The 25742-nt window shown below is 60.7% G+C and carries 28 protein-coding genes and 6 tRNA genes; 15 read left to right on the top strand and 19 right to left on the bottom strand.

From position 1 onward, the window contains the following. Positions 1–40: 40 nt before the first annotated feature. A complete protein-coding gene (locus VFO29_04735; protein ID HET9392815.1) occupies positions 41–424 on the top strand; it encodes an RNase adapter RapZ in 384 nt (127 codons plus the stop codon). Then, on the top strand, positions 421–1758 hold the full coding sequence (locus tag VFO29_04730) for a gluconeogenesis factor YvcK family protein (GenBank protein HET9392814.1): 1338 nt from the start codon (positions 421–423) through the stop codon (positions 1756–1758). The genes VFO29_04735 and VFO29_04730 overlap by 4 nt, the downstream gene beginning before the upstream one ends. Here VFO29_04730 and VFO29_04725 read toward each other — a convergent pair. Beyond that, positions 1745–2077 (bottom strand): carboxypeptidase-like regulatory domain-containing protein, encoded by a 333-nt coding sequence (locus VFO29_04725; GenBank protein ID HET9392813.1) that lies wholly within the window; start codon positions 2075–2077, stop codon positions 1745–1747. The two genes, VFO29_04730 and VFO29_04725, sit on opposite strands and share 14 nt — an antisense overlap. Positions 2078–2196: 119 nt before the next feature. Between VFO29_04725 and VFO29_04720 the strand changes: the two genes are divergently transcribed. Together VFO29_04720 and VFO29_04715 are read left to right on the top strand one after the other, a co-directional pair. Beyond that, complete coding sequence (locus VFO29_04720; protein ID HET9392812.1) at positions 2197–3597, top strand: cystathionine beta-synthase; 1401 nt, start codon at positions 2197–2199, stop codon at positions 3595–3597. A gap of 3 nt (positions 3598–3600) precedes the next feature. Further along, a complete protein-coding gene (locus tag VFO29_04715) occupies positions 3601–4731 on the top strand; it encodes a cystathionine gamma-synthase (GenBank protein ID HET9392811.1) in 1131 nt (376 codons plus the stop codon). Here the strand turns inward: VFO29_04715 and VFO29_04710 are convergent. Beyond that, on the bottom strand, positions 4728–5309 hold the full coding sequence (locus VFO29_04710) for a hypothetical protein (protein HET9392810.1): 582 nt from the start codon (positions 5307–5309) through the stop codon (positions 4728–4730). The two genes, VFO29_04715 and VFO29_04710, sit on opposite strands and share 4 nt — an antisense overlap. Beyond that, positions 5306–6349, bottom strand: a complete 1044-nt coding sequence (locus tag VFO29_04705; protein HET9392809.1) for an alpha/beta hydrolase-fold protein — start codon at positions 6347–6349, stop codon at positions 5306–5308. The genes VFO29_04710 and VFO29_04705 overlap by 4 nt, the downstream gene beginning before the upstream one ends. Positions 6350–6400: 51 nt before the next feature. Here VFO29_04705 and VFO29_04700 point away from each other — a divergent pair, with 51 nt between their 5' ends. The 5 genes from VFO29_04700 to aroA all read left to right on the top strand — a co-directional run bounded on the left by VFO29_04700 (position 6401) and on the right by aroA (position 12491). Continuing rightward, positions 6401–10267, top strand: coding sequence for an amino acid permease (locus tag VFO29_04700; protein ID HET9392808.1), 3867 nt, complete (start codon positions 6401–6403; stop codon positions 10265–10267). Between the two features lie 3 nt (positions 10268–10270). After that, positions 10271–10355 (top strand) — tRNA-Leu (locus tag VFO29_04695). A 19-nt stretch (positions 10356–10374) separates the two neighbouring features. Next, on the top strand, positions 10375–10788 hold the full coding sequence (locus VFO29_04690) for a hypothetical protein (protein HET9392807.1): 414 nt from the start codon (positions 10375–10377) through the stop codon (positions 10786–10788). 30 nt (positions 10789–10818) lie between these two features. Then, positions 10819–11226 carry a hypothetical protein gene (locus VFO29_04685; GenBank protein ID HET9392806.1) on the top strand — a complete coding sequence of 136 codons (408 nt, stop codon included), beginning with the start codon at positions 10819–10821 and terminating at the stop codon, positions 11224–11226. Beyond that, positions 11184–12491, top strand: coding sequence for a 3-phosphoshikimate 1-carboxyvinyltransferase (aroA, locus tag VFO29_04680; protein ID HET9392805.1), 1308 nt, complete (start codon positions 11184–11186; stop codon positions 12489–12491). Before VFO29_04685 ends, aroA begins: the two co-directional genes overlap by 43 nt. Here aroA and VFO29_04675 read toward each other — a convergent pair. The 4 genes from VFO29_04675 to VFO29_04660 form a co-directional block, all read right to left on the bottom strand. Next, a complete protein-coding gene (locus VFO29_04675; GenBank protein ID HET9392804.1) occupies positions 12488–12832 on the bottom strand; it encodes a hypothetical protein in 345 nt (114 codons plus the stop codon). The two genes, aroA and VFO29_04675, sit on opposite strands and share 4 nt — an antisense overlap. Then, the gene (locus tag VFO29_04670) at positions 12829–13119 is read right to left on the bottom strand and encodes an FmdB family zinc ribbon protein (protein HET9392803.1); all 291 of its coding nucleotides are present in this window, start codon (positions 13117–13119) and stop codon (positions 12829–12831) included. The genes VFO29_04675 and VFO29_04670 overlap by 4 nt, the downstream gene beginning before the upstream one ends. 14 nt (positions 13120–13133) lie before the next feature. Continuing rightward, a complete protein-coding gene (locus VFO29_04665) occupies positions 13134–13595 on the bottom strand; it encodes an SRPBCC family protein (protein HET9392802.1) in 462 nt (153 codons plus the stop codon). A gap of 66 nt (positions 13596–13661) precedes the next feature. Further along, on the bottom strand, positions 13662–14855 hold the full coding sequence (locus tag VFO29_04660) for a M20 family metallopeptidase (protein HET9392801.1): 1194 nt from the start codon (positions 14853–14855) through the stop codon (positions 13662–13664). Positions 14856–14908: 53 nt separating this feature from the next. On the opposite strand from VFO29_04660, the gene VFO29_04655 reads away from it, so the two are divergent. Then, positions 14909–15643, top strand: coding sequence for a hypothetical protein (locus VFO29_04655; protein HET9392800.1), 735 nt, complete (start codon positions 14909–14911; stop codon positions 15641–15643). A 51-nt stretch (positions 15644–15694) separates the two neighbouring features. After that, positions 15695–16195 carry a hypothetical protein gene (locus tag VFO29_04650; GenBank protein ID HET9392799.1) on the top strand — a complete coding sequence of 167 codons (501 nt, stop codon included), beginning with the start codon at positions 15695–15697 and terminating at the stop codon, positions 16193–16195. 35 nt (positions 16196–16230) lie between these two features. On the opposite strand, the gene VFO29_04645 is transcribed toward VFO29_04650, so the two are convergent. The 3 genes from VFO29_04645 to VFO29_04635 form a co-directional block, all read right to left on the bottom strand. Continuing rightward, positions 16231–16318 (bottom strand) — tRNA-Ser (locus tag VFO29_04645). A gap of 116 nt (positions 16319–16434) precedes the next feature. Further along, on the bottom strand, positions 16435–16884 hold the full coding sequence (tadA, locus tag VFO29_04640; GenBank protein ID HET9392798.1) for a tRNA adenosine(34) deaminase TadA: 450 nt from the start codon (positions 16882–16884) through the stop codon (positions 16435–16437). An 18-nt stretch (positions 16885–16902) separates the two neighbouring features. Next, positions 16903–16976, bottom strand: a tRNA-Arg gene (locus VFO29_04635). Between the two features lie 161 nt (positions 16977–17137). Here VFO29_04635 and VFO29_04630 point away from each other — a divergent pair. Both VFO29_04630 and VFO29_04625 read left to right on the top strand, forming a co-directional pair. After that, entirely contained in the window at positions 17138–18454 is a 1317-nt protein-coding gene (locus VFO29_04630) for a hypothetical protein (protein ID HET9392797.1), read from the top strand. Next, a complete protein-coding gene (locus VFO29_04625) occupies positions 18451–19161 on the top strand; it encodes a hypothetical protein (protein HET9392796.1) in 711 nt (236 codons plus the stop codon). Before VFO29_04630 ends, VFO29_04625 begins: the two co-directional genes overlap by 4 nt. Before the next feature lie 2 nt (positions 19162–19163). Here the strand turns inward: VFO29_04625 and VFO29_04620 are convergent, their stop codons facing one another. Both VFO29_04620 and VFO29_04615 read right to left on the bottom strand, forming a co-directional pair. Next, on the bottom strand, positions 19164–19400 hold the full coding sequence (locus VFO29_04620) for a hypothetical protein (protein ID HET9392795.1): 237 nt from the start codon (positions 19398–19400) through the stop codon (positions 19164–19166). Between the two features lie 24 nt (positions 19401–19424). After that, a tRNA-Met gene (locus VFO29_04615) sits at positions 19425–19496 on the bottom strand. Between the two features lie 114 nt (positions 19497–19610). On the opposite strand from VFO29_04615, the gene VFO29_04610 reads away from it, so the two are divergent. After that, a complete protein-coding gene (locus VFO29_04610; GenBank protein ID HET9392794.1) occupies positions 19611–21179 on the top strand; it encodes a retropepsin-like aspartic protease in 1569 nt (522 codons plus the stop codon). Between the two features lie 190 nt (positions 21180–21369). Continuing rightward, positions 21370–22089 (top strand): hypothetical protein, encoded by a 720-nt coding sequence (locus VFO29_04605; GenBank protein HET9392793.1) that lies wholly within the window; start codon positions 21370–21372, stop codon positions 22087–22089. Between the two features lie 10 nt (positions 22090–22099). Here VFO29_04605 and VFO29_04600 read toward each other — a convergent pair. From VFO29_04600 to ruvX, 7 genes are all read right to left on the bottom strand, one after another. Then, positions 22100–22173 (bottom strand) — tRNA-Arg (locus tag VFO29_04600). Between the two features lie 57 nt (positions 22174–22230). Continuing rightward, positions 22231–22318: transfer RNA gene (locus VFO29_04595), tRNA-Ser, on the bottom strand. Positions 22319–22356: 38 nt separating this feature from the next. Beyond that, positions 22357–22893 carry a TQO small subunit DoxD gene (locus tag VFO29_04590; GenBank protein HET9392792.1) on the bottom strand — a complete coding sequence of 179 codons (537 nt, stop codon included), beginning with the start codon at positions 22891–22893 and terminating at the stop codon, positions 22357–22359. Next, positions 22890–23987 (bottom strand): glycosyltransferase, encoded by a 1098-nt coding sequence (locus VFO29_04585; protein HET9392791.1) that lies wholly within the window; start codon positions 23985–23987, stop codon positions 22890–22892. The genes VFO29_04590 and VFO29_04585 overlap by 4 nt, the downstream gene beginning before the upstream one ends. Before the next feature lie 41 nt (positions 23988–24028). Beyond that, on the bottom strand, positions 24029–24316 hold the full coding sequence (locus VFO29_04580) for a hypothetical protein (GenBank protein HET9392790.1): 288 nt from the start codon (positions 24314–24316) through the stop codon (positions 24029–24031). An 8-nt stretch (positions 24317–24324) separates the two neighbouring features. Further along, positions 24325–25314, bottom strand: a complete 990-nt coding sequence (mltG, locus tag VFO29_04575; protein ID HET9392789.1) for an endolytic transglycosylase MltG — start codon at positions 25312–25314, stop codon at positions 24325–24327. Beyond that, positions 25311–25742 (bottom strand): Holliday junction resolvase RuvX, encoded by a 432-nt coding sequence (gene ruvX, locus VFO29_04570; protein HET9392788.1) that lies wholly within the window; start codon positions 25740–25742, stop codon positions 25311–25313. Before ruvX ends, mltG begins: the two co-directional genes overlap by 4 nt.

The following is a 25742-nucleotide window of genomic DNA, read 5'->3' as shown; positions in this document are numbered from 1 at the left end:
CCGGTCAGACTCTATGGTTCTTCGGGGCCGTCCAGTGAGCATGCTGGGCAGACGGCTGGCCGTCAAGATCGTGGCCTTCGGATTCAAACACGGCCTCCCGGCCGACATCGATCTGCTCTTTGACGTGCGCTTTCTGCGCAACCCGAACTACGAGCCCGAGCTCGAACCGCTGACCGGCGAAGACCCGGCGGTGGGCGCGTACATTGCTGCCGACCCGAATACAGGCCCATTCTTGGAGCGGCTCTTCGCGCTTATCGATTTCTTGCTGCCGCTCTACTCGGACGACCGCAGCGGCCTAACCATTGCAATTGGCTGCACCGGCGGACGCCACCGGTCCGTGTACATCGCGCATCGTTTGGCAGCTCACCTCGATTCGAATGACGGCGTTGACGTCAAACTCGAAATGCGGGACGCTCGGCGATGATGCAGCGGCGCTTGCAAAAACTGCCGCCCGCGTTGCGTTGGGCCTATCCGGGTCTGGGCGTAAAACGCTGGCTCGCCGTCGTCATCGTCGGCATTCTTCTGCTCGTGAACGGCGTCGATCGCTATTTGGTCGCCGAAGGTGCCGGCGTCAACGCAAACGAGTGGGTCGACAGCTTCGTTTCTGACTATTTCTCGCCGTCGAATCTTGCCTGGATATTCGTCATCGTCGGCATCGCGTTGATCTTCTTCGGCATCCGTCAGTGGCTGATCGCGATCTTGCGCGCCAGCACCGCAGGCGGAAAAGAAAACATCATCGATACGCTGATGGACATGCGCTTGCAGCAAGGCTACAAAGTTGTCGCAATCGGGGGCGGCACCGGACTCTCGACGCTGTTGCGCGGATTAAAACGGAAGACCAGCAATTTGACGGCCGTCGTTACCGTGAGCGACGACGGCGGCAGCTCCGGACGGCTGCAGAAAGAACTCGGCGTCTTGCCGCCCGGTGACGTTCGCAACTGTCTGGTCGCCCTCGCCGACGACGAAGCGATGGTCACCGATCTCTTCAAGTACCGCTTTAGCGAGGGAGAAGGGCTGAGCGGACACTCATTCGGCAATCTGTTTTTGGCCGCGATGAGCGGCATCACCGGGAACTTCGACAAGGCGATCAAAGAGTCGAGCCGCGTCCTCAACATCAAAGGGCGCGTGCTGCCCTCAACCCTTGGCATCGTGCGTTTGTGCGCGCGCCTGGAGGACGGCACCGTCGTCGAAGGCGAGTCCACGATTTCGACCTCGGGCCGGCGCATCAAGCAAGTCTTTTTCGATCCGCCCTTCGCGGCGCCGCTGGCCGAAGTGATTGCCGCCATCGCCGAAGCGGACGCGATCGTCCTTGGCCCGGGAAGTTTGTTCACGTCGATCGTTCCCAATCTGCTGGTCGACCGCATTGCGCGCGAAATCGCCGCTTCAGGCGCCGTGAAAATCTACGTTTGCAACGTCATGACGCAGCCCGGCGAAACCGACGGCATGACCGCCAGCGATCACGTGCAGGCGCTGCTGGACAATGCCGGCGCGAAGATCTGCGACTACGTGATCGTCAACGACGAGCCGCCGTCGAAGCTGCGCGAAGCCTACGCCAAAGAAGGCCAGATACCGGTCACGGCCGATCTCGATCGCATCCGCGAATTAGGAGTGACGCCGGTGCGCGCTCAGATGATCAGCGAGACGGTGAACGTTCGTCACGATCCGGAGAAACTCGGTGAGCAAGTTCTGGGCGTGATCGACCGCGCGATCGCTCACCGCGCGTCGTACGTTAAACCCTCGCAGGTCAAGGCTTCGTAAGCGAAACCGAAAGGCTCAGCGGTTTATCCGGCTCCAGCCTGGCCGGAGCGCTGTATTCTTTGTAGCCCGGCGCCGTTACGACCACGTCCATGTCGCCGACCGGAACTTGCGCGAACGCGAACTTGCCGGCCGCGTCGGTGGTCGTTGTGAGAACCGTATCGATCGTCACCGTGGCTCCGGCTACGGGCTGATTCGTGGCGGCGTCGAGTACGACGCCTTGCACCGCATTGTACGTGCCGCCGGGCGGCAGGGCGCTGTCGTTGCATGCGGCCAGCGCGAGAACTGCGAAAAGTGCGCCCAGTAGTCGTACACGTCTCATAGCGGCTTCCTTCTTCCTACATTATACGCCCGGCTCCCGGCAATATGACCAACCGAAGGGCCATCCCCGCGACACGCGGAAGCCGAATTCTTCTCCGTAAGCACTCCTGGAGGTTCCCCTTGGCGACCACAGCCACGGACCGGCGCACGGGCATGCGTTATTACAACGACGCCCTGCAAGCAATTGGCAACACGCCGCTCATTCGGCTGAACAAAGTAACCGACGGCGCGGCGTGCCTCGTGCTCGCAAAAGTCGAGTACATGAATCCCGGCGGCAGCGTCAAGGATCGGCCTGCTCTTGCCATGCTCGAGGCCGGCGAAAAAGCGGGCTACCTGAAGCCCGGCGGCACGATCGTCGAACCGACCAGCGGCAACACCGGGTCCGGACTTGCGATGGCGGCGGCGATTCGCGGCTACCGCTGCATCCTCGTGATGCCGGACAAGATGGCAAAAGAAAAAGTGGACCTGTTGCGCGCGTACGGCGCCGAGGTCGTTGTCACGCCGAGCAGCGTGCCGAACGAGTCGCCTGAATCATATTACGGCGTCGCCAACCGGCTCGCGGCGGAGATCCCGGGAGCCTTTCAGCCCAACCAATTCCATAACCATCACAATCCCGAGGCGCACTATCACACGACGGGTCCGGAGATCTGGGAAGCGACCGGCGGACAGATCACGCATCTGGTAGCGGGTATCGGAACCGGCGGCACGATCTCCGGCACCGCACAATATTTGAAAGAACAGAATCCGAAGATTCACGTCATCGGTGCGGACCCCGAAGGCTCGATCTACTCGGGCGATACACCGAAGTCATACGCCGTAGAGGGCATCGGCCTGAACTACTTGCCCGAAACCGTGGACTTAAAAGTGATCGACGAGGTCGTACGCGTCTCGGACCGCGAGTCGTTCCTGATGGCGCGCCGCATTACGCGCGAGGAAGGCTTGCTGGTCGGCGGCTCTTCCGGCACCGCCGCGGTCGCCGCGATCAAGCTCGCCAAAACGTTACCGCCAACCGCGGTACTCGTCGTCATTTTTCCCGACTCGGGCCGCGGCTACATGTCCAAGATCTTCAACGACGAATGGATGATTGCCAACGGATTTTTGGCGGAAGGCAAACGCCGCGCCATCGTCGGCGACGTTCTGCGCAGCAAACGGCCGCTGCCACCCATGATTACGGTGAAAGACACCGACGTCGTCAAAGACGCGCTCGACCTTCTTCGCCAGTATGAGATCTCGCAGATTCCCGTGATGCACGATGGCGAGCAGATCGGCAGCATCAACGACGTTGCAGTTATGCAGGCGGTCTTCGACCGCTCCGACATCATTCACAAGCCCGTGAGCGAGGTTATGGGCAGCCCGTTCCCCGTGCTCGATCAGAGCGAGGCTATCGAGCTCGCGTACAAACTTCTTACGCTGGCCAATCACGCTGTTGTCGTCACCGACGACGGCGAGCCGATCGGCGTACTGACGCGCCAGGATATCATCAGCTATCTCTCGACCGCCTCCGAACCACTGAAAAGTTAGGCCATGAAATTCAGCACCAAAGCCATACACGCCGGGCAAGGCGCGGACCCGACGACGGGCGCGACTATCGTTCCAATCTATCAGACGTCAACCTACACGCAAGACGCAGTCGGCGTGCACAAAGGCTTCGACTACAGCCGCACCGCCAACCCAACGCGGCGCGCACTTGAGACGCAACTCGCCTCCCTCGAAAACGCTGAGTTCGGCTGCGCATTCTCCAGCGGTGTTGCCGCGACGGCGGCCGTCGTCGGACAACTGTCATCGGGCGACCATGTGATCGTTTCGGACGATCTGTACGGCGGCACGTACAGACTCTTTACCAACGTATACGGCCGCTATGGGCTGGAATTCACGTACATTGACATGACGGACCTGGACGCGTTGCGCAAGGCGCTTCGCCCGACAACCAAGATGGTGTGGATCGAAACACCCACAAATCCGATGCTGCATCTTGTGGATATACGCGCGGCGGTCGCGGCGGCGCCCGGACTCATCGTGGCCGTCGACAATACATTTGCGACACCGTATTTTCAGCAGCCGCTCGAACTCGGCGCGACCGTCGTGGTCCACTCGACGACGAAGTATATCGGCGGCCATAGCGACGTCGTCGGCGGAGCCGCGGTCACCAACGACAAGGCTCTCTACGATGCGCTAAAGTTTCAACAGAACTCGGCGGGCGGCGTGCCGGGCCCGCAGGACGCCTTTCTCGTGATGCGCGGCGCAAAAACCTTGGCAGTGCGCATGCGCGAACATGCCAAGAACGCGCAGACGGTTGCGGAATTTCTCGCCTCGCATCCAGCGATCGATCGCGTCTACTACCCTGGACTTCCGAGCCATCCGCAGCACGAACTCGCCAAGCGCCAGATGAGCGGCTTCGGCGGCATGGTCTCGTTTACGTTAAAGGGTGACGACGCGCGCGCGCTCGCCTTCCCGAATAAATTGAAGTACTTCAGCCTGGCGGAGAGTCTAGGCGGCGTCGAGTCGCTGATCTGTCATCCGGCGCGCATGACGCACGGATCCATTCCGAAGGAAGAGCGCGAACGGCGCGGTTTGACCGACCGCTTGTTGCGGCTTTCCGTTGGAATCGAGGATAGCGAAGACTTGATCGACGATCTGCGCAGCGCGCTGAGTTAGAGCCGGTACTTCGGGTACTGAACGCCGTAGGCGTTGGCCAGCAATTTCTTCGCCGTCGGCTCGTCGAGATGCCCGTACTTGCCCGTCACCGCCAGGATGACTCCCCGGACTCCGTCTATCCAGACATAATCGAAGCGCTTGAGCGTATCGAAACCGGAGCCGAGCGTCAGTTCCTGCCAGTACGCCGGCATGCCGTTGCTCAGCTGCGTCAGCTGCGGCTTCTTAAAAAACACGCTGTCAACTTTGTTGCGCAATTCGTTCTCAGTGATCATTTCGAAGCCGTCCAGCGCCTGATCGTGCTCCTCCATCGTGATCGTGATCGTCAGCTGCTCGGGCTTTCCCGGATCGCGTACCCAACCGGCCATCAGCGTTTGCTGGTCGAACTTTGCCGGGTCGCGCGGAGCCAGCGGAACGCGTAAGAAACCCTCAGGAGCCGTGAACGACATGGCGGGATCGCTGTACTCAAACGGGGAGGGCGTCGGTGTCGCATCGGGTGACGGCGGCGGCGGCGTCTGCGCGAAAGCTTTCGCGGACACCATCAGCGCGCACATCGCAACAGCAAGAAGAAAACGGTTCACTGCGACTCCAACACGCCGGCTAACGCCGGCAACGAGATTTCGTAACGGTAGCCTACATTTCGATGATCGTCATCGAATTCTTCGTGCCGCACTTCGAGGCCAAGCTCACGAAGGCGCCGCGCAATCACGCGAGCGCCGATGTCGAGCCCGTACTCGTCCTTGCGGCCGCAATCCAGGTAACGTAGGCGTAAACGGGCGAGTTCCGCCCGCTTGTCCAGGCACATCCGGGCCGGGTCGAAGGCGAGCCAGCGATCGAAAACTTTTTGATCGAGCTCGCCCGTTTCGCGCTGGAACGGCAGGTCCAGGTCGAAGGCTGCCGCGCTGCGCGGCGAGTACGCTGCCGCATATCCGAGCATCTCGATCGTCGAGTACTCAGCCGGCTGCCGTTTGCGCTGCCGCTCGAACCGGTCGACAAACGCTTCAATATTCCAGTCGAACGACTCGAGCGTTCGATGAACGTCCGGGAACGCACGCGGATGCGCATATTCGAAGTACGAGTCGCCGCTGTGCGAGGCGAATGCCGCAAACACCCCGGGATATTGCATGGACAGGTACAGCGCGCCGAAACCGCCCGACGACTTTCCGAGCACCGCGCGTCCGCCTTCGGCAGCGATCGTCCTGTACGTGGCGTCGACATGGCCGATAACATCCCGGATGACGTACGTTGCGTAATCGCCGTTGTGAATTGAATTCACGTACTGCGAGCCGCCCAAACGTGAGAATCCGTCCACGATAACCAGAATGGCTTCGGGCATGCGGCGCGACGAAACGAGCCGGTCCATCCATTGGACGACATTCGTTTCCCACGGACGCGCGCCGATGAGCGCGGCCGCGTCGCCTGTGTATCCGTGCAAACAGTACAGCACCGGATAGCGGCGCGAGCCCTGCGGGTCGTAACCGGGCGGCAGATACGCGACCACCGGACGTTCCGACGGATCCCCCAGCGGATTGTCTTTTAATGCTGCGCTTTCGATGAACTCGATGCGAATATCGCCGGCGAGCCGCAATAAGCGCGCGTATCGCGATTTGGAATCTTGCATGCGTTGCAATTCGCCGCCAGGTCCGGGACTCACTACCCCGAAGGTCGGCGGATGATCCGCGGGATCGGCTTGCGCAGCGGCGTCGCGATCAACGTGATCACGATGGTCGGCATCGGACCGCTTATTACTATTCCGCTAGTGCTCGCGCAACTCGCCGGGCCGTTGGCGCTTATCGGCTGGATCGCCGGAGCGATCGTCGCGCTGTGTGACGGGTTGGTTTGGGCCGAGCTCTCCTCGCGTTATCCCGGAAGCGGCGGAACGTACGTATATCTGCGTGAGATCTTCGGCCGCGACCGCTGGGGAAGACTGCTCGCGTTTCTTTTCAACTGGCAGTTCTTACTTTTTGCGCCGTGTCTGCTAGCGACCGGTTACCTTGGATTTGCAATCTATTTCGGCTATCTCGTTCCCGGCATTGGGGCCTCGCATACCGCACAAGTCTGGACCGCAATTGCCGTAGGAGTTCTAACTATCGCGCTTCTCTACCGCCGCATCACCACGGTCGCAAAGATCGGATCCGTCTTTGCCGTTATAGCAATCGGAACGCTGCTTCTCGTTATGTCCGCGGCATTTTGGCATTCGTATATACCGCATGCTTTCACGCTGTCTGGGCATACCGGCCTCGGCGCCGGGTTCCTAGCCGGCCTCGGCGGCGCCTTATATATTACGCTCTACGATTACACCGGCTACAGCGATGCCGCGCTGCTTGGCGATGAAGTCCGTAATCCGCATCGCACGATTCCGCTCGCAATCGTGTTTTCGATCGTCATCGTGGCCATACTGTACGTCGCGCTGCAAATAGGCGTCCTAGCGCACGGAGTCCCCGCCGGCAATCCGCAGTTCATCGCTTCGTCCATTGTTGCGGAATCGTGGGGCCCAACCGCTGCACGCATCGTGACCGGGCTTATTCTCGTGACGGCTTTTGCATCGGTCTACGGTAATCTTGTAGGCTTTGCCCGCATACCGTACGCCGCAGCCAAGGATGGCGAATTCTTTCGCCCCTTCGCGCATCTGGATTCGCGAGGACATTTCCCCGACGTCGCACTGCTCGTCATCGGCGCCGCCGCGCTCGTCGCATGCATATTCGAGTTGGGCAACGTGATCGCCATTCTCACTGCGGGCATCGTGTTGATTCAAGGCGTGATGCAGATCGTGGGCCTCTTCGTATTGCGCTCGCGGGGCGAACGCGCGCCGTTTCGCATGTGGCTCTATCCGCTACCGGCGCTGGTCGCTCTGTGCGGCTGGCTCTACGCCTTCTACTACACCGGCACGCTTGCCATCGTACTTGGCGTGGGCTGGCTGGTCATCGGAATACTCGCTTATCTCGTGACGGCGCGGGTGCAGCGGCGCTGGCCCTTCGCAATACTAGCCTGCCTGGCAATTCTTGCGCTGACGCCGGCGCACGCGAATGCGGGCGCCTGGCCCGGCAGCGCGATCGTTCAACGCAACGGCTATCCAATCTACACCGTTGGCGGCAAACCGTTTTTTGTGTACGGCGCGGCCTTCTTCTACGAACGCATTCCACGCCCGTTGTGGGAAGCTTCGCTTGCGCAGTATCGCGCGATGGGTATCAACACGATCGATCTCTACGTTATGTGGAACTGGCATGAGCTGCGCGACGGCGACTTCGATTTTAACGGGCGGACGAATCCACGGCGCGATCTGGCCGGCCTGTTGCGGCTCATCGACCGCGACGGGTTCAAGGTCATCTTGCGGCCGGGACCGGTCATTCGCAACGAGTGGCGCAACGGTGGCTATCCCGATTGGCTGTTGCGGCGGCCCGAATACAATATGCCGCTGCGCGACATACTCGAAGGACGTTACCCCGCGACCGCGACGCTGCAGAACCAACACTCTGACGATGCGGCAGCTGAATGGATGAACAACTCCGTCCACATGCGTTATGCGACGCGCTGGCTGCAAACCGTTTTGCATGCTGTCGAACCTTGGCAGCGGGATGTCATCGCAATCGCGCTGGACGACGATCAAGGGGCCTACCTCGATAATCAGACGTGGCCCGCTCCGCACTTTCAGCGCTACATAAAGTATCTTGCCTCCGTTACGCGCGGGGTTGCCGGCTCGCACGTGCCGCTCTTCATCAACACGTACGACATGAAAGTGACGCCCTCCGCGCCCGTATGGGCGTGGGGCAACTGGTATCAGAGCGATGCATACAGCATCGGCGAACACGACCGTGCGCAGCTGGAGTTCTCAACCGGACTGATCGCGACGCAGCCGCATCTGCCGGTCATGGTCAGCGAGTTTCAGGCCGGCTGGCTGCAAGATGCCGATCAGGCGTGGCCGCGCCCCGCGGACCCCGCCAATACAACACTTGCACTGAACACGCTTCTGCAATCCGGCGCGCACGGTGTCGTGAATTTCCCGGTGCAAGATACACTGAACCCGCCCGGCTGGGAAGCGCCGTGGGCCAACGCCTTTTATTCCTGGGACGCCGCGCTGTCGGTGCAGCTCACGCATCAAGGCCGGTGGCTTCCGACGCAACGGTTCGGCGAACTCATTCACAAGTACGGCCCGCTGCTGGCGCAGATGCATGTGAAGGCCGACGCGGCGATCGCATATCTTACGAGCGCTTACGACGCTTCCGCGCTAACGAACGACGACGTCTTCGCCATCGCCAAAGCAACGATGGATGCGCAGCACGATTGCCGCGCGGCGCGCATCACCTGCGCGCTGGTGGACCTGCGATTTGCCCCGCTTAGCGATCTGCAACGCTATCCGGTGCTCATCGTTCCACCCGGCCCGCGGAGCCTCGCCTTCACGCACGGTGTTCAGCTGAAACTCGAAGCGTACCGCGCCCATGGAGGCCACACCGCGGCAGATGTGGCGGCCGCCAACATTTCACATCCCGCCGCGGGCGGAATTCCGAACGCGGTGTTGCTCGTCGAGCCCGCCGAACGCTTTGGATTCCTTAACGTCGTCAACTACGAGAATCTGCCGGCGCGTATCCAGCAGCGCTTCGTACATGCGGACCGCATGCGCGCCGCTATTCGCGCCATCTCGGTCGCGCCTCGCGACGCGGCACTTATTCCGGTAAATCTCCCAGCCGGCGCATACCCGCCGAATCGTCCGATAACACGGCTGAAACAGACGCCGCTACCGCGCGGTGTTCACCTGCCGCTTCGGCCCGGCAGCTGGCTCTACTCCGTCATTCCGGCCGGTTTCTCGGACACAGGCGTTACGTTGCAGTATTACGGCGGCGATTCATACCTCGATGAATACCTCTCCTTCGATATGGAGAATGCGTTCTTGAGACTCGTCGTGTCACCGTGCGCGGGAGCGCGCGCATTTATTCTCCAGGATAAGCGCACGGGGGACAATCTTTTCACGACGATCGGAGCATTTCGCGATACGTGGTCGCAAGTGTCGCCGCCCTCGAATCGTGACTACATCGCCCGATACACGCATCCCATTGCAACCGGCACCTTCAATCGCTGCTACTCGTTCAAGCCGAATGCCGGCATGCCGACATCGATCGACTTCGACTATTCAGCCCCGGACGCGCCGCCGAACGGAGCTGCTTTCAAGAAGACGGTTCAACTCTATCCTCGCGTGCCGTTCTTCACGGTGAAGACGTTCGCACGGTTCGCCGCGACGACCTCACAGCGGGCGCAACAGCTCTCGTCGATCGCGATCGCACCGGAAACGCAGATCCTCACCGCGGCAAATGGCTACGGTTTCTATGAGGCCAAGAAACAGCGGCTGTTTGAAGTCGCCTGGCCCTCGATCGACGTAGAAAAACACCAACTGGACCGCCATCCTCAGGATGCGTTGTTGACGTTGACATTCGCGCCGGGTGAAACGCGCGAGGTGCGTTTCGGCGTTGAACCGGCACATGGCGTTGCGCAAGCGCAGGCAGCCCTGGCGGCGTTCGCGAAACTGCCGCCTCTGCCAACTCGCTGACGAGGGGAAGTGGCGGAACGGTAGACGCAGCCGCCTCAAAAGCGGCCGGGCAAAACTCGTGAGGGTTCAAATCCCTCCTTCCCCACCATCTATTTGATCGGAGTTATATGCGCATTCTTTTGACAGCCGGCGCTTTTGCCGTCGCTGCATTATTCATTCCGCAGCCCGCGCTGGCCGCAATGTGCGGTTCGCCGGGCGACGTCACTGCAGTCGCGACCAGAACCGTTTACAATTACAACGCCACCGCGGCTAAGGGCGCTACGAAGATCGACAAGACATATATCGCGTCGATCGCGATTCTCACTACCTACGCGGAAGTGAGCCTGGATTTTCCGGCAGGACCGATCTGGCAGTATTGGATTAAGAAAAGCGGCAATTGGACGTACGCCGGAATGCTGCAAGCGCCAAAAGGTTGGCCCACCTCGGTCGCCCCCAAGCTCGATAAGATGAGCATGTTCAGATCGAACGGCACCAATCAGTGCCAAAATCCAAATTGGAAAAACCGATCGAGCTCGGGTTGATTCTCGCGCACTAAGAAAGAACGGAGATATATGCGAACTCTTTTGATAGCCGGCGCCCTTGCGGTCGCTCTGTCATCCATGCCTCGGCCCGCAATGGCCGCAATGTGCGGCCCATCCAAAGACGTCTTCGATGTCGTCAACGGAACCATCTACTTCTTCAATTCCAGCCTTCACAAAGGCTCGAAGAAGATCAACAAGACCAACATCATGGCGGTCGTGGTCCTCGGCACGTACGCACAAGTTGATATATCGTACGCCGGACAAATGTCCGACTTTTGGATCAAGAAGAGAGGCAGTTGGTCTCTCGTAGGAACACAGATGCCCAAAGGCTGGCCTGCTTCGGTCCGAACCAAGCTCGTAGCGATGAGCAACGCCCGCGCCAAGGGCAGCAAGCAGTGCACGAATCCGAGCTTCGTCCCGCGGGGAAGCGGCGGTTGATCTTTACGCCGGGACCTTTGCGCGGGACGATCCGCGTTCCCGGCGATAAGTCTGTCTCGCATCGGGCTCTGATACTTGCGGCCAGCAGTTCGGAGCCCGTTACCATTCGCAATCTCAATCCGGGGCGCGATGTTTCAGCCACGGCTTCGGCGTTGTTGGCGATGCGCGTCATGATCCGGCAATCTCAGGACGACACGGTCATCGTAAACGGCACCCTATTGCACGATCCGCAGAACACCGTCGACTGCATGAACTCAGGTTCCACTGCGCGCATGCTGGTGGGCGTCTGCGCGGGCGCAAACCTGCGGGCCCGTTTAGACGGCGACGATTCGCTGCGGCGGCGCCCGATGGAACCGGTCGCGGCCCAACTGCGGGCCTTTGGCGCTCGCATCGAAACCACGAATGGCACGCTTCCCGCCAACGTGCAAGGCACTTCTCAAGCGCAGACGCGCGATTTCATCTTGCTTGCGCCTTCGGCACAGGTCAAGACGGCGCTACTTCTGGCCGGCGTATTCGGGCGCGTTCCGGTTACGATAACCGGCGATCAAGGCTCGCGCGACCATACGGAGCGCTTGTTGCGCTACTGGGGAGCAGATCTCGAATCCGCTCGCGAGCGCGTCGAGCTGCGAACGGGCCCGCAATCGTTTGCACCTGTCGACGTCGTAGGCGATTTTTCGGCCGCGGCCTTCTTCATCGTCGCTGCGACCGTCGCGCCCGGGAGCTCGCTGCGCATCGAAGGCGTGGGCGTCAATTCGACGCGGACGGGACTGCTCGATGCGCTTCAAGCGATGGGCGCGAACATTCGCCTTGAAAACCTGCGCGAGCAATCAGGTGAGCCGATCGCCGACATCAGCGTCGAGTCGGCGGGTCTGCGCGGCGTCTCGATCGGAGCCGACATCGCGCTGCGCGCCATCGACGAGATCCCGGTGTTGGCCGTAGCCGCCGCCTTTGCCGAAGGCGAAACCAAAATAACCGGCGTGCGCGATCTGCGCAACAAGGAATCCGATAGAATTGCCGCGATCACGCGACTATTGAGTGCTGCGGGCATCGCGGTGCAGGCTCTGCCCGACGGTATTGCCATCGGCGGCGGCACGCCGCGCGCCACCGGTGCGACTGTCGAGACACAGCACGATCATCGCACCGCTATGGCAGCCGCGGTGCTGGCCGCGGGCGCAGGCAAGCTCGCGATCGATGACGACGCCAGCATCGACGTCAGTTTTCCGAAGTTCAAAGAGGTTCTGCGCACCGCGCAGATGCCGGCTTAGGAGAGTTCTTCGACCATCGCGCGCAACTCGACCGCGCAGGACTGCCACGATTGGCGAACGGAATCGAACCCGCTAATTCCAACGCTCGTCCGCATGGATTCCACCGCAACATTTAAGCGCTGCGCGAGTTCTTGCGCATCCGCGGTACTCCGCGCCAAACGATCGACTTGAATCTGCAATGACTCCAGTTTGGTTACAAACGGCGATTCGCGCAAAGCTGTGAGCCGTCTCTTCAAGCGAATCCCCGCGGCCAGCGTCTGCACGATCCCGATGAGCGCCAGCAACGCGCCGGCCGTACTCAACGCGATGAGGGTCCAGAAAAACCACATGTCCATGCTCATGCCGCCGGATCTTTCGCGGGAGTGCTCGCAGCGGGCGTGTCCTTCGCGGGCGTATCCTTTGCGGACGCGTCTTTCGCCGGCGTATCCTTAGCCGGCGCCGATTGTGATTTGCCACGCGAGTCGGTCACGTAGAATCCCGACCCCTTGAAGACAATCGGGGCGGGATTAAAGACCCGCGCGAGTTTGCCGCCGCACTGCGGACACGGCGACGTCACGTCCTCCCCGAAACCGTGGCGGATTTCGGTGACCTTTTGACATGACGAACACTTGTAGTCGTACAGCGGCATAGTCGGAGTATACCTCAAAAGTCCGCGAGCAATGCGTCCTTCTCGGTATTGTATTCGACCAAATGCTTGAAATGCAGCACGGCTTCATCGAACTGTGCGGTCAGTTTCCGCGCGGTTCGCACGCGATCGAAAAGCACGCCGAGCCGCCCGCCGTACGCGGGATATTCAAGACGTGCGTGCAGACGAGACCGCGTGCTTTGCCCCTCGATGCGAAAATCGAGGCGCCGGCGCGTTGAGAACGCGCCTACGAGCGAGACGTGATGATTCTTGATGAAGCGATCGACTTCGAAGAGCTGCTCGCTCTCGCCCGGAATCGCCGACCTCACCGAGATCTCGCTGCCCAGCCCGAGGCCCGGTTCGTGCAATTTTGCGGTGCGCAGAAACGGCAGCCACAGCGGCCACTTTTCAACGTCGCACAGCAGAACGAAGGCGCTCTCGGCCGGCGTCTGGACGTCGACGGATGCTCGGATTTCCATGGACGGACGGCTTCTATGCCACTATATGTGGTGCCTCTAGGACGGACTTCCCACAAGGGCTAGGGGTCAGGCGGGCGCTACAGCCCCCGTGCCCACGGCCACTGCAAAGGCCACCAGGGTTTGCACTCCGGCCGGCAAGGCCCGTTCGTCGATGCGAAAGAGCGGGCTATGCCCGGAGTGCGTCGAGCCGGCCTTCTCGTTGCGAATGCCCAGACGGACAAGCAATCCCGGAATGCGCTCCGCGTAGTACGCGAAATCTTCGGCGCCCATTGTCGGCGCCGGGCGTTCCACGCGTAACTGCGAGTGTGCTTTCAAATATTGCGCAAAGTTCTCGGCAAGCGGCGTGTTATTGACAACCGGCGGGTAACCGTAATGCACTTCTAACTTCACGGTAACGCCGTAGGCGTCGGCGACGCCTTCCAAGATTCGGCGCAGGCGCGCTTCCAAGCCATTGCGGACTTCCGGATCGTGCGCACGCAGCGTGCCGGTCAGCTTTATTTCGTCGGCGATAATATTACTCCGATATCCGCCGTTGATCGTGCCGATCGTCACCACGACGCTCTTCAGCGGATCCGTTTCGCGAGAGGCGATATTTTGCAGCGCCAAGATCATCGCCGCGGTGGCCGGAATCGCGTCCGCGGCGGTGTGCGGATAGGCGCCGTGCCCGCCGCGCCCTTGCACGGTGATGAACATCTCGTCGGCGGACGCGCTCACCGGTCCGGGCGTAATGCCGATGTGACCGGTTTCCAAGCGGGCGTCAACGTGGAGCATCGCGATGGCTTCAACTCTTGGATTGTCGAGCGCGCCCTCCGCGATCATCGGCTCGGCGCCGCCCACGGCCGGAAAACCCGCGCCTTCTTCAGCCGGTTGGAACAACAACACTGCCGTCCCGTGGAGATCGCTACGCATATCTTGCAAAACGTGCGCCGCGCCCAGCAACATCGCCGTGTGTGCATCGTGGCCGCACGCGTGCATCTTGCCTTCGACTTCGGATGAAAACGGTTCGCCCGAGCGCTCCGTAACGGGCAGCGCGTCCATGTCGGCGCGCAGTCCTGCAACGTGGCCCGGCTTGGCGCCGCGGATAACGGCCACGACGCCGGTTCTTGCGCAGCGCCGGTGCTCGACGCCGATTGTATCGAGCTCGCGCTCGATCAAACTCTGCGTGCGCGTCTCCTCGAAACCCAGTTCGGGATGGCGATGAATCTCGCGCCGCAGATCGACGACGCGCGAAAGTACCTCGTCCTGAAGACTAACCGTCATGCCCGGCTTTTCCGCGGCGGTGAATCCGCCCCTTCGCTCGAAGCACTCAACCAATGATCCCTGCGGACGTAGCGCTTGCTGCTCTTATGAACCGGACCGCCCAAGCCTACGTGCAAAATGCGCCCGCGTACATCGTCTACCGTGAGCGCACGCACGTGGGTGCCGCCAGCCTCGGCCGATCGCAAGACATCAACCGTTTCGTTCAAGTGCGTCAAGCCGACAACTATGCGGTGATGCGGGACCTTCCGCAGGGCGCCGAACGGACCGGGCAGGCGTTTCCGATCATTCCGTATTTCGATCCGTTTACGCAGTTTACGTTTTCGTGGTTTGCAAATCTCAAGAACGTGGACATCAAACTCGATCGCAGCACACCGGGCTTATGGCCGATGCCGCAGCCCGATCCGAGCGTCACTGTCGTCCTTCCCTATTTCAGCTTCTGGGCGCCGAGCTACGCCGCGGATTCGACGGACCAGCGGGCGCATATTCTCATCGCGCCCACGCCGCAATATGGTACCGACTCGCTGTATCCCGCGCAAGTGATTGAGGACGCACGCTCGCGTCTTCCGGCCCGAGTGGAGATGCGCACGACCGGCGGCGACGAGATCATCACCCTCGACTTTCAGGTGGTGCAGAACCACTGGGTGATAACGCACGGAACGTTCACGTCCCGGCAGCACGTCGGGCCGCTCTCGTTTCAGGTTGTTTCCGACACGACGTACGATCAATTCGAGTTTCCCACCACGGCGCCCGATCCGCGCTTGGCCACGCCCGCCACGCCCTCGTCGTAATCCACGCGAGGCTTGCACTTTCATTTACTTTGTGATACAAAGTTACTTGAGATGCGTAAGATTTGGCTCGCGGCCGGCGGCGCCGCCGCACTCGTCGCCGTTCTCGCAGCGGGCTTCGTTCTCTGGGCGGTGCCGCGCGTACCGCACGTCATTGCGCTGGGGACTCCGATTCAGCACGACGACTTCTTCTTCACGGTCATCCAGTCAAAACGGCAGCAGCTTCCCGACAGATCGGCGCGATATCACGTGGCAGTTGTTGTTCGAAACGGGGCGAAGGTCGTGAATTATCAATGGCGCGACGCCATCGCTTACGTGCGCGCGTTTGACGATCGCGGCTTCGGCCACGACTTCTACCCGCTAACCCACCGTTCGTTCATTCTACCGGCCGGATCGGCGCGCACGACGGAACTCGAGTTTCGAATTCCGCCCGGCTTCTCAAGCGCGAACCTGCGTTTTTGGGACGGCATCTTCATGGGCGATGCAATCAACGGCGGCGCGTACAGCAGAGAGATCGTTCCGCTCGAAGCGTATCGTCCGCCTTTTGGAACCTAACAAAAAGCCCGGCTATTCGCCGGGCCTCTGTACTTCGGAGAGGGAGAGATTCGAACTCTCGGAACGCTCATCACGTTCGCCCGCTTTCGAGGCGGGTGCCTTCAACCACTCGACCACCTCTCCGTAAAACCGCAGGTTTTACGGAGCATTTTAACAGGCGTATCCGCGCTGCGCGCTCCACGCCCCCCACGCGCAAGGCGCATGGGCCCCCGGCCTTCGGCCCATTTGCGATCTGTCTTTTATCGGCGTTTTTTAAAGAACGCCTGCAGCTGGGCTGCGGTTTCATCTTCTAATACGCCGCTGGTTACCTCCAGGCGGTGGTTCAGCTCCGCGTTTTGCACCACGTCTACAATACTTCCGGCCGCACCGCCCTTAGGATCCTTGCATCCATAGACAAGGCGCTTGATGCGCGCCGCAACCATGGCGCCCGCGCACATGACGCAGGGTTCCTTGGTGACATACATCGTGGCGTCGGGAAGCCGCCATTCGCGCAACTGCGAAGCGGCCTTCTGCAGCGCGATCATTTCGGCATGCGCCGTGGCGTCGCCGCGAGCTTCCTTTTCGTTCTTCGCCTCGATCACAGTATCGCCGGCGATCAGCACCGCTCCAATCGGAACGTCGCCGGCCGCCTCCGCTTCATCCGCGAGCTGCATAGCGCGGCGAATGTACTGCTCATCTAACGACTGCATGTGTTTACCAAAAAAATATGCGCTCGGCGGGACTCGAACTCGCGGCCTCTTCCTTCGGAGGGAAGCGCTCTATCCAACTGAGCTACGAGCGCGCACAGTCTCGCTTCTTCGTTCGCGCGCAGTTTTTACTTTTAACGCTTGCCTGCCAGGTGCTAGGCAGCCCGGCGCCCTACAAGAGCATGTGTCGGCCAGCTAAGCAAGCAGGCTCGCTCGCGGCTGCCGCTACTTCTCGACTGTGTGGGGAGGCCTGAACATGCGGAACCTACGACCAGCCTTTTTGCTTCTTATCCTGATTGCGGCCGCATCGTGCGGCGGCGGCGGACATTCAAGCCCCGCTGGACCTCAACTCTTGCCGGCGACCATCGACGGCCGCCAGGCGGCCTCCGCCGATCACAAGATCGCGGTCCCTGATACGAGCGGAATCCATCCGATGGATGTAAACGGCGTGCTTCAGGACGGCGGCTTTGAATCCGGCGGCTACACGTACTGGCAGCAGTGCGGCAGCGTGAACGGATTCGTCTCGACCGCACGCGCTCACACCGGATCGTATTCGCAAAAAGACGGATACGTATCCGCGCCTGAAGTCAACGGCGACTCGGGGCTTTGCCAGCAAGTAACAATTCCCGCCAGCGGCAACCTGACGTTCTGGGTTTATCAGGGAACGAACGAGTCGTCCACGACCTACGCGTATCAGGAAGCCGACTTGCTCAACTCGAGCGGTACCGTCGTCAAGAACTTTTACACGACTGCCGCCAACACGAGCGGCTGGGTCCAAAAAACGTATAGCATCAGTGCATACGCCGGGCAAACGCTCTGGATCTATTTCGGCGTGCACGGCGACGGCTATTCAAACGGTTACGTCTATCAGTACATTGACGACGTCGCCTGGAGCGGATCCGCAACCCCGAGTCCGACGCCGCCTCCAACCGCAACGCCGGTTCCGACGCCCACGCCCACTCCGGTGCCAACGCCTACGCCGACCGGCGGCCCGACGCCAATCGCTACGCCCACCGGCCAAGGCAGCCAATCGTGCGGCGTGAGCTGCGGCGTGGAGCGCTGGCACATCAAGACGCTCGACGACGCCTTTGTTAATACCATTAACTGGACGCCTACGTCGATCAGCGTCTCCTCGTTGGTGGCCGCGCCGGTTCCCAGCGGCTTCAGTGGAAGCAACGATACGACGCGCTATGCTCCCTACGAGACGCACACGTACACCGTGCGTGCGATTCTGGTCGGCTGGAAATCGGAATCGGATCACGACTTTCACGTCGTGATCGCGGATCCGAATAATACGGCGAAGACCATGATCATCGAGCCGCCCGACCCGGGCTGTACCGACGCATGCGCGTCGAACTTCGGCAGCTACTACACGGCCTCGCGGAATAAGCTGACCAATTGCTTTGGGGCGGTTCCGAGCGGATTCACGAACTTCCCATCGGGCGTCGTCGTGGACGTCACGGGCGTTGCCTTCTTCGACGTCTTACATGGCCAAACGGGCGTGGCGCCCAACGGCATCGAGATTCATCCGGTACTGAACATCAAGTTCATATCGGGCGCTCCAGGCTGTTGACGCTGCCCGCACTCAAGCAGTACGGAGAGCGCCTCACCGGCGCTCTCTGTGCGATCGCAATTCTGGCCGGCTGCGCGCAACACGCGGGCGCGCCATCGCCTTCGCCGAAACCGGCGAACCCGCTACTCAGCACAATCGTATCCGCCACAACGCTGCCCACCGTTGAACGTGCTGTCGCGCACAGCGATCTCACCGCAGCGGACAAATCCGCCTTCACCGCAATGGTGTCGCAGCATCGCGGCAAGCCGGCCGCGCTCAACGGGAAGACGGTGGGCGAAATGATTAACGAAGAACGCGCATATGTGATGGCGGTCCGCATGACGGCGGCGGCACGCGCCGCAGACGCCAAACACCGGCGCGAGATGGACGCGTTGATTATGCTGTCCGCCACACCCGGCCAGAGCGACGAGGGGACCCTCGCGCTAAACCTGAACGCGCGCAATAAGAGTGCGAAGGCCATCCGTTCGATCGATGTCGGAATTGAAGTACACGACGCAGCCGGAAAGCGGCTCGGACTAGCAGAGTTCGTGCTGCATCGCACCATGCAACCCCACGCGGCGATCGCCTTCGGCTACCGCTTGCCCTATCAAAAGTTCGGTGGAGACGGACGGGACGTACGCGCGATGCGCGGCAAGCAGCTAACAATCCCTCTGGACGTCAAGTCAATTACCTATGCCGATGGAAGTACCGCCGGCGAGGGCGATTGACGCTAGCGCGTGCTCTCCGGCGAGTTGCCCGCGCTCGGAATGTGCTTGAAGAGGTCCAGCTTATGGTCGATGAGCGTCCTGTAGAATTTTCGTACGCAATCGGGGTGTCCGAAGAAATACGTCCGCGCGTACGCTAAATCGTCGCCCGCGCTGTCAGGGACGTAGTGCGAGATCTCGATCTCTTCCATTTGATTCCGATCGACAGGGTGCGGACAGAAATCGCACGGGATCGTCGACATAGCTCGTCCCTTCGAAGAAAGATGTGACTCGGGTAGGATTTGAACCTACGACCTAGGGCTTATGAGTCCCCCGCTCTACCACTGAGCTACCGAGCCATTTCTTCTGCGTCTTTCGACGCTCTACTTTAGCAAATCCCGGCGCACGGCATCAAGGCTCGTTTGGAAAGGCCTGTAGGATGACTTTACGGCCCCGCGCGCAAAGCAGTTAAAATGAACGTTCTAGCCGCCCTCTTAGGGACCGTACTTATTTCTGTTTCCGGAAACGATGCGTCCGCGCTCTTCGCCAAACACGCGCAGTATGTCGGCTGGAAAGCCGGCGACCCCAGCGTTATGGGCTGGGCAGCAACGGGTACGCGCACGAATGGAAAAGTCGTCGACGGGTTCGCTGAGAAGCGTAGCGGCGTCGCGTATCGCGATACCCTGACGGCGGCCTCGGGGCGTGTCAACGAACAGATGGGCTTCAGCGGCACGATGGTTTGGGAGTCGAACCCCAACGGCTACGTCGTCAAGCAGGCCGGTATCCCCGCACAAGTCGCCTACGATCTCAACCTCATTCGCGGCGAGACGCTTTCCGCTATCCCCGACGTCACACTAAACGGCTCGGCGAACGTGCGAGGCACCACGACGACCATCATCCGCATCAAGCCCGCCGGCGCGCCCCCGATGGATGTTTATGAAGATCCGAACTCGGGCGCGTTCCTGCAAGCGATCGTGGATCCCGAAGGTCCCGCCAGAACTGCAATTTCTATCCTCACCTACACTGACGTCGCACCGGGAAAGAAGGCCGTCAGTGAATGGACGGTCGGGACCCTACAATACGCGTTTACGACGATGACCGCGCAGCGCATCAGCGACGCTGACTTGCTCCCGCCCACTCCCACCGCGACGTGGACTTTTGGCGATGCAACAATTCCTATCGACCTCTTCGATCTGGGGGGCCAACGCTTTCAGCCACGCGTAGAGCTCACCGTCAACGGAATTACCGGCGTCTTCGTGCTGGACACGGGCCAGCCGTCGATCGTACTATTCGACAACTTTGCGCGCAGGGCCGGAGTAGTCGCCATTGACGGCGCCGACTTTTCATCCTTCGTCAGCAATCCGCGTTACCAAGGCTACGGAATCGTCAATACACTCACCGCCGGCAATAGCACGCTCCACAACGTCATGGTAGAACGGATCGCCGATCCGAATGTGCGCATCGCGGGGCTGATTGGCTACGATTTCTTTGCGGCATCTATCGTCGAAGCAGACCTTTCGAGCCGCAAGATGCAGATTTTTAATCCCGCAAGCATGCAGCCAGCCCTAACGGCCGGTGCGTTTGCGTTTCCAATCGACCTAACGTCGCGCCGGCCCGTCTTCGGAATGCACCTTTCCGGCAATGCTTACGGCTTTCCATATTTTTCTACCGGTGAACCGTTCTTCATGATGCTCTCGCAACGGCTCCGAGAGTCTGGCGCAGTAGCGGCCAGCGACCTCTCGAGCGAGCACCTCAATCCCGCGCATGGCTCGAGCGGCTTCTTCGGAACCATGATCGAATCGGACCCGGTTCAGCTGGCTTATACGGATTACACGGGTGCTTACGGCTCGGGCAACTGCGTATTATTGAGCCAAGCGCTCATCGGGCCATATAAATATCAGAGTCCGCCGCTCTGCTTCGTCGGTTCCGGAGTCTTCGGTGAAGACGGCGGCGCGATCGGTAACGATTTCTTGCGTCACTTCGATTGGACGATCGATTATCCGGACGCGAAGTTCGTTCTAACGCCGAACAGTATTCAATAATAGGTGTACGACCATGACAAGGCTTCTCGCAGCATCGCTTCTCCTCGCGGGCGTGCTCTTTCCGGCGCATCCGCTTTCGGCTCAGCCCTCCGAAAGCTGCGCCTCTTTAGTCGCAAAACGGCACGACACATTTGATCGACATCTAGAAACCTTAACAAAGGTACGCCAGATTCGTTCCGAGCTCGGCGCGATGAATACCGTCGACCCCGCAGTGATCAACACACGGTTCGATCAATTCACCAGGGCCATCACGAAACTGCGGGCTAATTACGAGCGCGCTACGCCCAGTGAAAAGAGGCTCTTCGCCACGTATTATGCGGCTCTCGAGGACGGCTATGCGTTCTGGCAGGCCAAGAAAGCGCACGAGGACACCGGGGGCATGGTCGATGTGCCGACGGCAAGCCGTTACAGAGAGTTCTTGCTGGCAGCTCTCAAGGGTAACGATAGGCTTGAGCGTTCATACGCTGCTGACACCGTGCAGCTCGACCGCCAGATTCAGCGGTGCAAGGCCACACAAGGCGGCGGAGAAGCGCGGCAACGCACGAACTGGAGCGGCACATACGTTAGTGGGCCATACACTATCGTGGTCAGCGGCGGATTCGGATCGCTCTCATATAAGGGCGATAGAAACGACCCGTCTACGACAGATCACGTAAGTGGAAAGTGCACGGTAAATGGGAGCGAAGCGAGGTGCGAAGAAACCGGAACGTACCACGACAGCGGCAAGGACGTCGAACGCACGAGCACCGTCGTGCTGACCCTCTCCGGTGACACGATTCTTTCAAGAGCGAAGGTGACGAAGGCTAGTGTTACGCTCGCAAGCGGTCAGCCTTGCCCCGATCCGGCGCAATGCACGAGTCTGCACGCCGGCGCTGAATTCGACGGAACCTGGACGCGCAAGAAACCGTAAGCGAGTAATGCGCGGTCGGAGGGACTCGAACCCCCAACCTACAAGTTCGTAGCCTGTTGCTCTATCCAATTGAGCTACGACCGCACAGCCCCGAGTGATACCTCGGGGTTTATTTTTTCCCTTTAAGGAGTTTTTTGGATTCGGAGAGGGAGGGATTCGAACCCTCGGACAGTTTTTAGCCGTCGGTCATTTAGCAAACGACTGGTTTCAGCCACTCACCCACCTCTCCGGGCCGGGACGACTATACCATAAAGGTTGCGGCCGTACCTAGTCCGTCGGCGCGCGCGGGCCCGAAAGCGGTTCGTCGTCTACGAACTCCGCCTTCACCGCTCGGCTTTTCGGCTTGCGCACCAGCAGCGCATCGATGCCCGCAGTGCGGCCGAGCGGCAGCACGACTGCGAGGAACGACAGCACAAGCGCGGTCGCATTGAGCGAGCCCAGGCCCATCGCCGAATGAAAATCGCCGCTTGCGGCCATGTAATTCAACGCGAGGAAACAGCCGACGAGTCCGCCGAGCGGCGTCAGAAACCCGAGAATCAGGCTGATTCCCACGAGCACTTCCGCCAGTCTTACGAGCTCCGCAAACAGAAAGATGTTCGGCGTTACGGTATTCACCAAAAAATCGTGATAGAATCCCGTGCTCGTTTGCGAGGCGTGCGCGATCATTTGACCCATGTAACCGTTGGGCGGCATGAACATCGAAGGGTTCAGGAATTTCGGGAGGCCGTGCACCAGCCAAAAAAAGCCGGCGTAGAGACGCAGAATAACGAGCCATCCGGAGACCGCCGAGCGCTGCAGGATCATGCGATCGCCTCCTGTCCGGACTCTGCGGCAAGATCTCGGATGACGCCTGCCACCTGCGCCGCGGCGTCCGGCTTGGCGAGCCCTTTCATGGCTGCTCTCATGTCAGCGCGCTTGCTTTCGGATTGCAAAAGCGTAGCGATTGTGCGCGTTAGGTGTTTAGCTGATTTTGCGCGTACCGCCGCGCGCCGTTCGACAAGATAACGCGTGTTGCGTTCCTCCTGGCCCGGCAGCGGCTTGAACAGCACCAGCGGAATCTCCGCCGCGAGTGCTTCAGCCGAGGTGAGGCCGCCGGGTTTGCTAATCAAGACATCGCTCGCGTGCATGTAGTCGTTCACGTTCCCGACGAAGCCTAAGATGCGAACCGGATAGCGAACGTCGTGTGCCGCTTCGAGCACGCGTTCCGCCGAATGGTTGCTGCGCCCGACGATCGCCACCACGCACATCGGCGACTCCACCGCGTTTAGCGATTGCATCATCGTGGCAAGCGGGCCGATGCCCAGGCCGCCGCCCATCATTAGCACGATGTGCCGGTCGCGCGGTAAATCCAACGTTGCGCGCAGCGCGCCGACGTCCGCCGGCAGCGCTCCGAAGGCGGTGTTTACCGGAATGCCCGACACGACGATGCGTTCGGGCCGAATTCCGCGCTCGACCATGGCGGTGCGCATTTCATCGGTTGCCACAGCGTAGCGCTCGATGTTGTCGTGCATCCAAAAACTGTGTACGGCGAAATCCGTGACGATGCCGACCACAGGCGGAGCGTCGCCGAACTGTTTCTTATACTCCGCCATCACGCCGCAGGGAAATGCGTGCGTGCAAATCACGACGTCCGGCCGAAACTCTTGCAGCAGCGGCCGAAGATTGCCGGCGGTAAATTGGTGGATCCAAGTGCGAAACGGCCCTACTTCGGTCGCGCGCTCCGCGCGATTGTACAGGAAGCGGTACATCTGCGGAATGGTCTTGACCATGCCGATGTATCCGTCCGAGACCACGCGCGATACAACCGAGGCCGCGTACTTGTACGAGTCGACGACGGTCGATTCGAAGTGAGGATCTTCGCGCGCCAGCTCGGTGCGCAGAGCGGAAGCCGCCGCCATGTGTCCCACGCCGACGTTGGCAGAGAGAAAGAGCGCGCGGATTAGCCGGCGCCTCCCTTATCGCCCGACTCTTCGGCCAAAACGAAGAAGTCGTCCAGGATCTCTTGCGCCAGCTCTTCGTCTTGCAACAGATTGCCTTGCGCGTCGGTCACGACAAACTCGTCGGCCGATTCGCAGTAGAGTACGGCGAATGAGTTGTGCTCTTCATCCTCGACGAGCCCGACGACCTCGAACTCCAGCTGCTTGTCCTCGCCCGTCGTCTTTATGACGAGAACGTCGCGCAGTTCCAGATCGCGTTGCGGTTGTCCGGATTCCCCGTCGGTCGACATAGCGTCTCCTATTTCAAGTACTTAGCGGCGTTCGCGTTCTGTTCGGCCAGCGTCTTTGCGAACGCGTGGTGCCCGTGACCTTTGTAGACGTAGTAGAGAAAATCGGACGGGCGGGGATTGAGCGCGGCGATCAGCGACGGGCGCCCCGGGTTCGCGATGGGCGTGGGCGGCAGCCCCTGGTGCAGATATGTATTATAGGGCGAATCGAGCTTTAAATCACTATAGGTGATGACCGTTTCGTGCTGCGGCAGCGCATATTCGATGGTCGCATCTACTTCCAGCGGCATTCCCAGGCGTAGCCGGTTGTAGTAGACGCCGGCCATCAGCGGCCGTTCGTCGTCCGCTTTCGCCTCGCGCTCGATGAGCGAGGCCAGCGTGACGATCTGCGGCACGGTGAGTCCGCGCAGGCGCGCTTTGCGCGCCGCATCGGCCGGAAACTCTTTGCGGAACTGCGCGCTCATGATCGCCTCGACCGTCGCGGATGACGCACCGACCGGCATCAGGTACGTATCGGGAAAGAGATAGCCTTCCATGTTCCGCGTGCGGAAGCCGTCCAGCACGATCGTATCGTGCATGAACGCTTGCTCGTAGTTGGCGGCGTCGCCGAAGCCTTCGCTGGCCAGCTGCGCGGCAATTTGCTTCGCGGTGAAGCCTTCCGGGATCGTTATCCACTTGGCAATCTGCGCGCCGCCGGTCTGTAGTTGGCGCAGAACTTCGGCTTGCGTTTGATGCGGAGCGAAACGGAATTCGCCGGCGCGAGCCTGCGTGTCGGTGCGGCTTGCCTTGGCGTAGACGCGGAAGAGCTCGGCGCTTCCGATGACGCCTGCGGTTTGCAGCTGTGTCGCGATGTCCGCAAACGTGGAGCCTTGCGCGATCACGACGCCGGTCGTCGTAGCGGGATGCGACCGGTCGCCGAATAGCGCGTAGGCGATCCACGCGCCGCCGATCGCAACGGCAAGAACGATCAGGAGCGCTAGGGTTGAGAGAACGCGTCTCATTCGTGAGCCTGTCCTGAGCGGCGACGCAGAGCCAGAAATGTCTCCAATATAAGGGCGGCGGCCATTTTATCTATGACGGTTTTGCGCTTGGCGCGGCTCACGTCGGCGGCGATGAGCGCCTTCTGCGCCTGCGCGGTCGTGAGGCGCTCATCCACGCGGTGAATCGTGCCGTCGAATATTTTTCGTAACTGCTCGACAAACCGATCGATCTGCTCGGCCGCTGGGCCGCGCTCGCCCGACAAGCGGATCGGATCCCCCACCACCAGCTCGCTGGCGCCGTACTCGTGCAACAAGCCGGCGATGCGCGCGAGATCCGCATCCAGATTGGTGCGTTCCACGACAGTAACCGGCAGCGCGAATGTTTCCGATGGGTCGGCAACGGCCACTCCAATCCGCTTCGTGCCGACGTCCAGCGCAATCACCGGCAT

This window comes from Candidatus Rubrimentiphilum sp. (assembly GCA_035710515.1).
Taxonomy (GTDB): Bacteria; Vulcanimicrobiota; Vulcanimicrobiia; order Vulcanimicrobiales; family Vulcanimicrobiaceae; genus Rubrimentiphilum.
Note: the sequence above shows the minus strand (reverse complement) of the source record. Positions and strands in the feature narration are given on the sequence as shown.

What these genes read in the sequence shown, in the direction of transcription:
- VFO29_04685 (HET9392806.1), top strand. Translation starts at nt 10,819, where the DNA reads ATGCGAACTCTTTTGATAGCCGGCGCCCTTGCGGTCGCTCTGTCATCC.
- VFO29_04665 (HET9392802.1), bottom strand. Translation starts at nt 13,595, where the DNA reads ATGGAAATCCGAGCATCCGTCGACGTCCAGACGCCGGCCGAGAGCGCC.
- VFO29_04590 (HET9392792.1), bottom strand. Translation starts at nt 22,893, where the DNA reads ATGATCCTGCAGCGCTCGGCGGTCTCCGGATGGCTCGTTATTCTGCGT.
- VFO29_04660 (HET9392801.1), bottom strand. Translation starts at nt 14,855, where the DNA reads ATGACGGTTAGTCTTCAGGACGAGGTACTTTCGCGCGTCGTCGATCTG.
- VFO29_04675 (HET9392804.1), bottom strand. Translation starts at nt 12,832, where the DNA reads ATGAGCATGGACATGTGGTTTTTCTGGACCCTCATCGCGTTGAGTACG.
- VFO29_04620 (HET9392795.1), bottom strand. Translation starts at nt 19,400, where the DNA reads ATGTCGACGATCCCGTGCGATTTCTGTCCGCACCCTGTCGATCGGAAT.
- ruvX (HET9392788.1), bottom strand. Translation starts at nt 25,742, where the DNA reads ATGCCGGTGATTGCGCTGGACGTCGGCACGAAGCGGATTGGAGTGGCC.
- tadA (HET9392798.1), bottom strand. Translation starts at nt 16,884, where the DNA reads ATGCAGTCGTTAGATGAGCAGTACATTCGCCGCGCTATGCAGCTCGCG.
- VFO29_04700 (HET9392808.1), top strand. Translation starts at nt 6,401, where the DNA reads ATGATCCGCGGGATCGGCTTGCGCAGCGGCGTCGCGATCAACGTGATC.
- VFO29_04580 (HET9392790.1), bottom strand. Translation starts at nt 24,316, where the DNA reads ATGTCGACCGACGGGGAATCCGGACAACCGCAACGCGATCTGGAACTG.
- VFO29_04735 (HET9392815.1), top strand. Translation starts at nt 41, where the DNA reads ATGCTGGGCAGACGGCTGGCCGTCAAGATCGTGGCCTTCGGATTCAAA.
- VFO29_04705 (HET9392809.1), bottom strand. Translation starts at nt 6,349, where the DNA reads ATGCAAGATTCCAAATCGCGATACGCGCGCTTATTGCGGCTCGCCGGC.
- VFO29_04605 (HET9392793.1), top strand. Translation starts at nt 21,370, where the DNA reads ATGAATACCGTCGACCCCGCAGTGATCAACACACGGTTCGATCAATTC.
- VFO29_04690 (HET9392807.1), top strand. Translation starts at nt 10,375, where the DNA reads ATGCGCATTCTTTTGACAGCCGGCGCTTTTGCCGTCGCTGCATTATTC.
- mltG (HET9392789.1), bottom strand. Translation starts at nt 25,314, where the DNA reads ATGAGACGCGTTCTCTCAACCCTAGCGCTCCTGATCGTTCTTGCCGTT.
- VFO29_04725 (HET9392813.1), bottom strand. Translation starts at nt 2,077, where the DNA reads ATGAGACGTGTACGACTACTGGGCGCACTTTTCGCAGTTCTCGCGCTG.
- VFO29_04650 (HET9392799.1), top strand. Translation starts at nt 15,695, where the DNA reads ATGCGTAAGATTTGGCTCGCGGCCGGCGGCGCCGCCGCACTCGTCGCC.
- VFO29_04630 (HET9392797.1), top strand. Translation starts at nt 17,138, where the DNA reads ATGCGGAACCTACGACCAGCCTTTTTGCTTCTTATCCTGATTGCGGCC.
- VFO29_04585 (HET9392791.1), bottom strand. Translation starts at nt 23,987, where the DNA reads ATGGCGGCGGCTTCCGCTCTGCGCACCGAGCTGGCGCGCGAAGATCCT.
- VFO29_04670 (HET9392803.1), bottom strand. Translation starts at nt 13,119, where the DNA reads ATGCCGCTGTACGACTACAAGTGTTCGTCATGTCAAAAGGTCACCGAA.
- VFO29_04655 (HET9392800.1), top strand. Translation starts at nt 14,909, where the DNA reads ATGATCCCTGCGGACGTAGCGCTTGCTGCTCTTATGAACCGGACCGCC.
- VFO29_04715 (HET9392811.1), top strand. Translation starts at nt 3,601, where the DNA reads ATGAAATTCAGCACCAAAGCCATACACGCCGGGCAAGGCGCGGACCCG.
- VFO29_04610 (HET9392794.1), top strand. Translation starts at nt 19,611, where the DNA reads ATGAACGTTCTAGCCGCCCTCTTAGGGACCGTACTTATTTCTGTTTCC.
- VFO29_04730 (HET9392814.1), top strand. Translation starts at nt 421, where the DNA reads ATGATGCAGCGGCGCTTGCAAAAACTGCCGCCCGCGTTGCGTTGGGCC.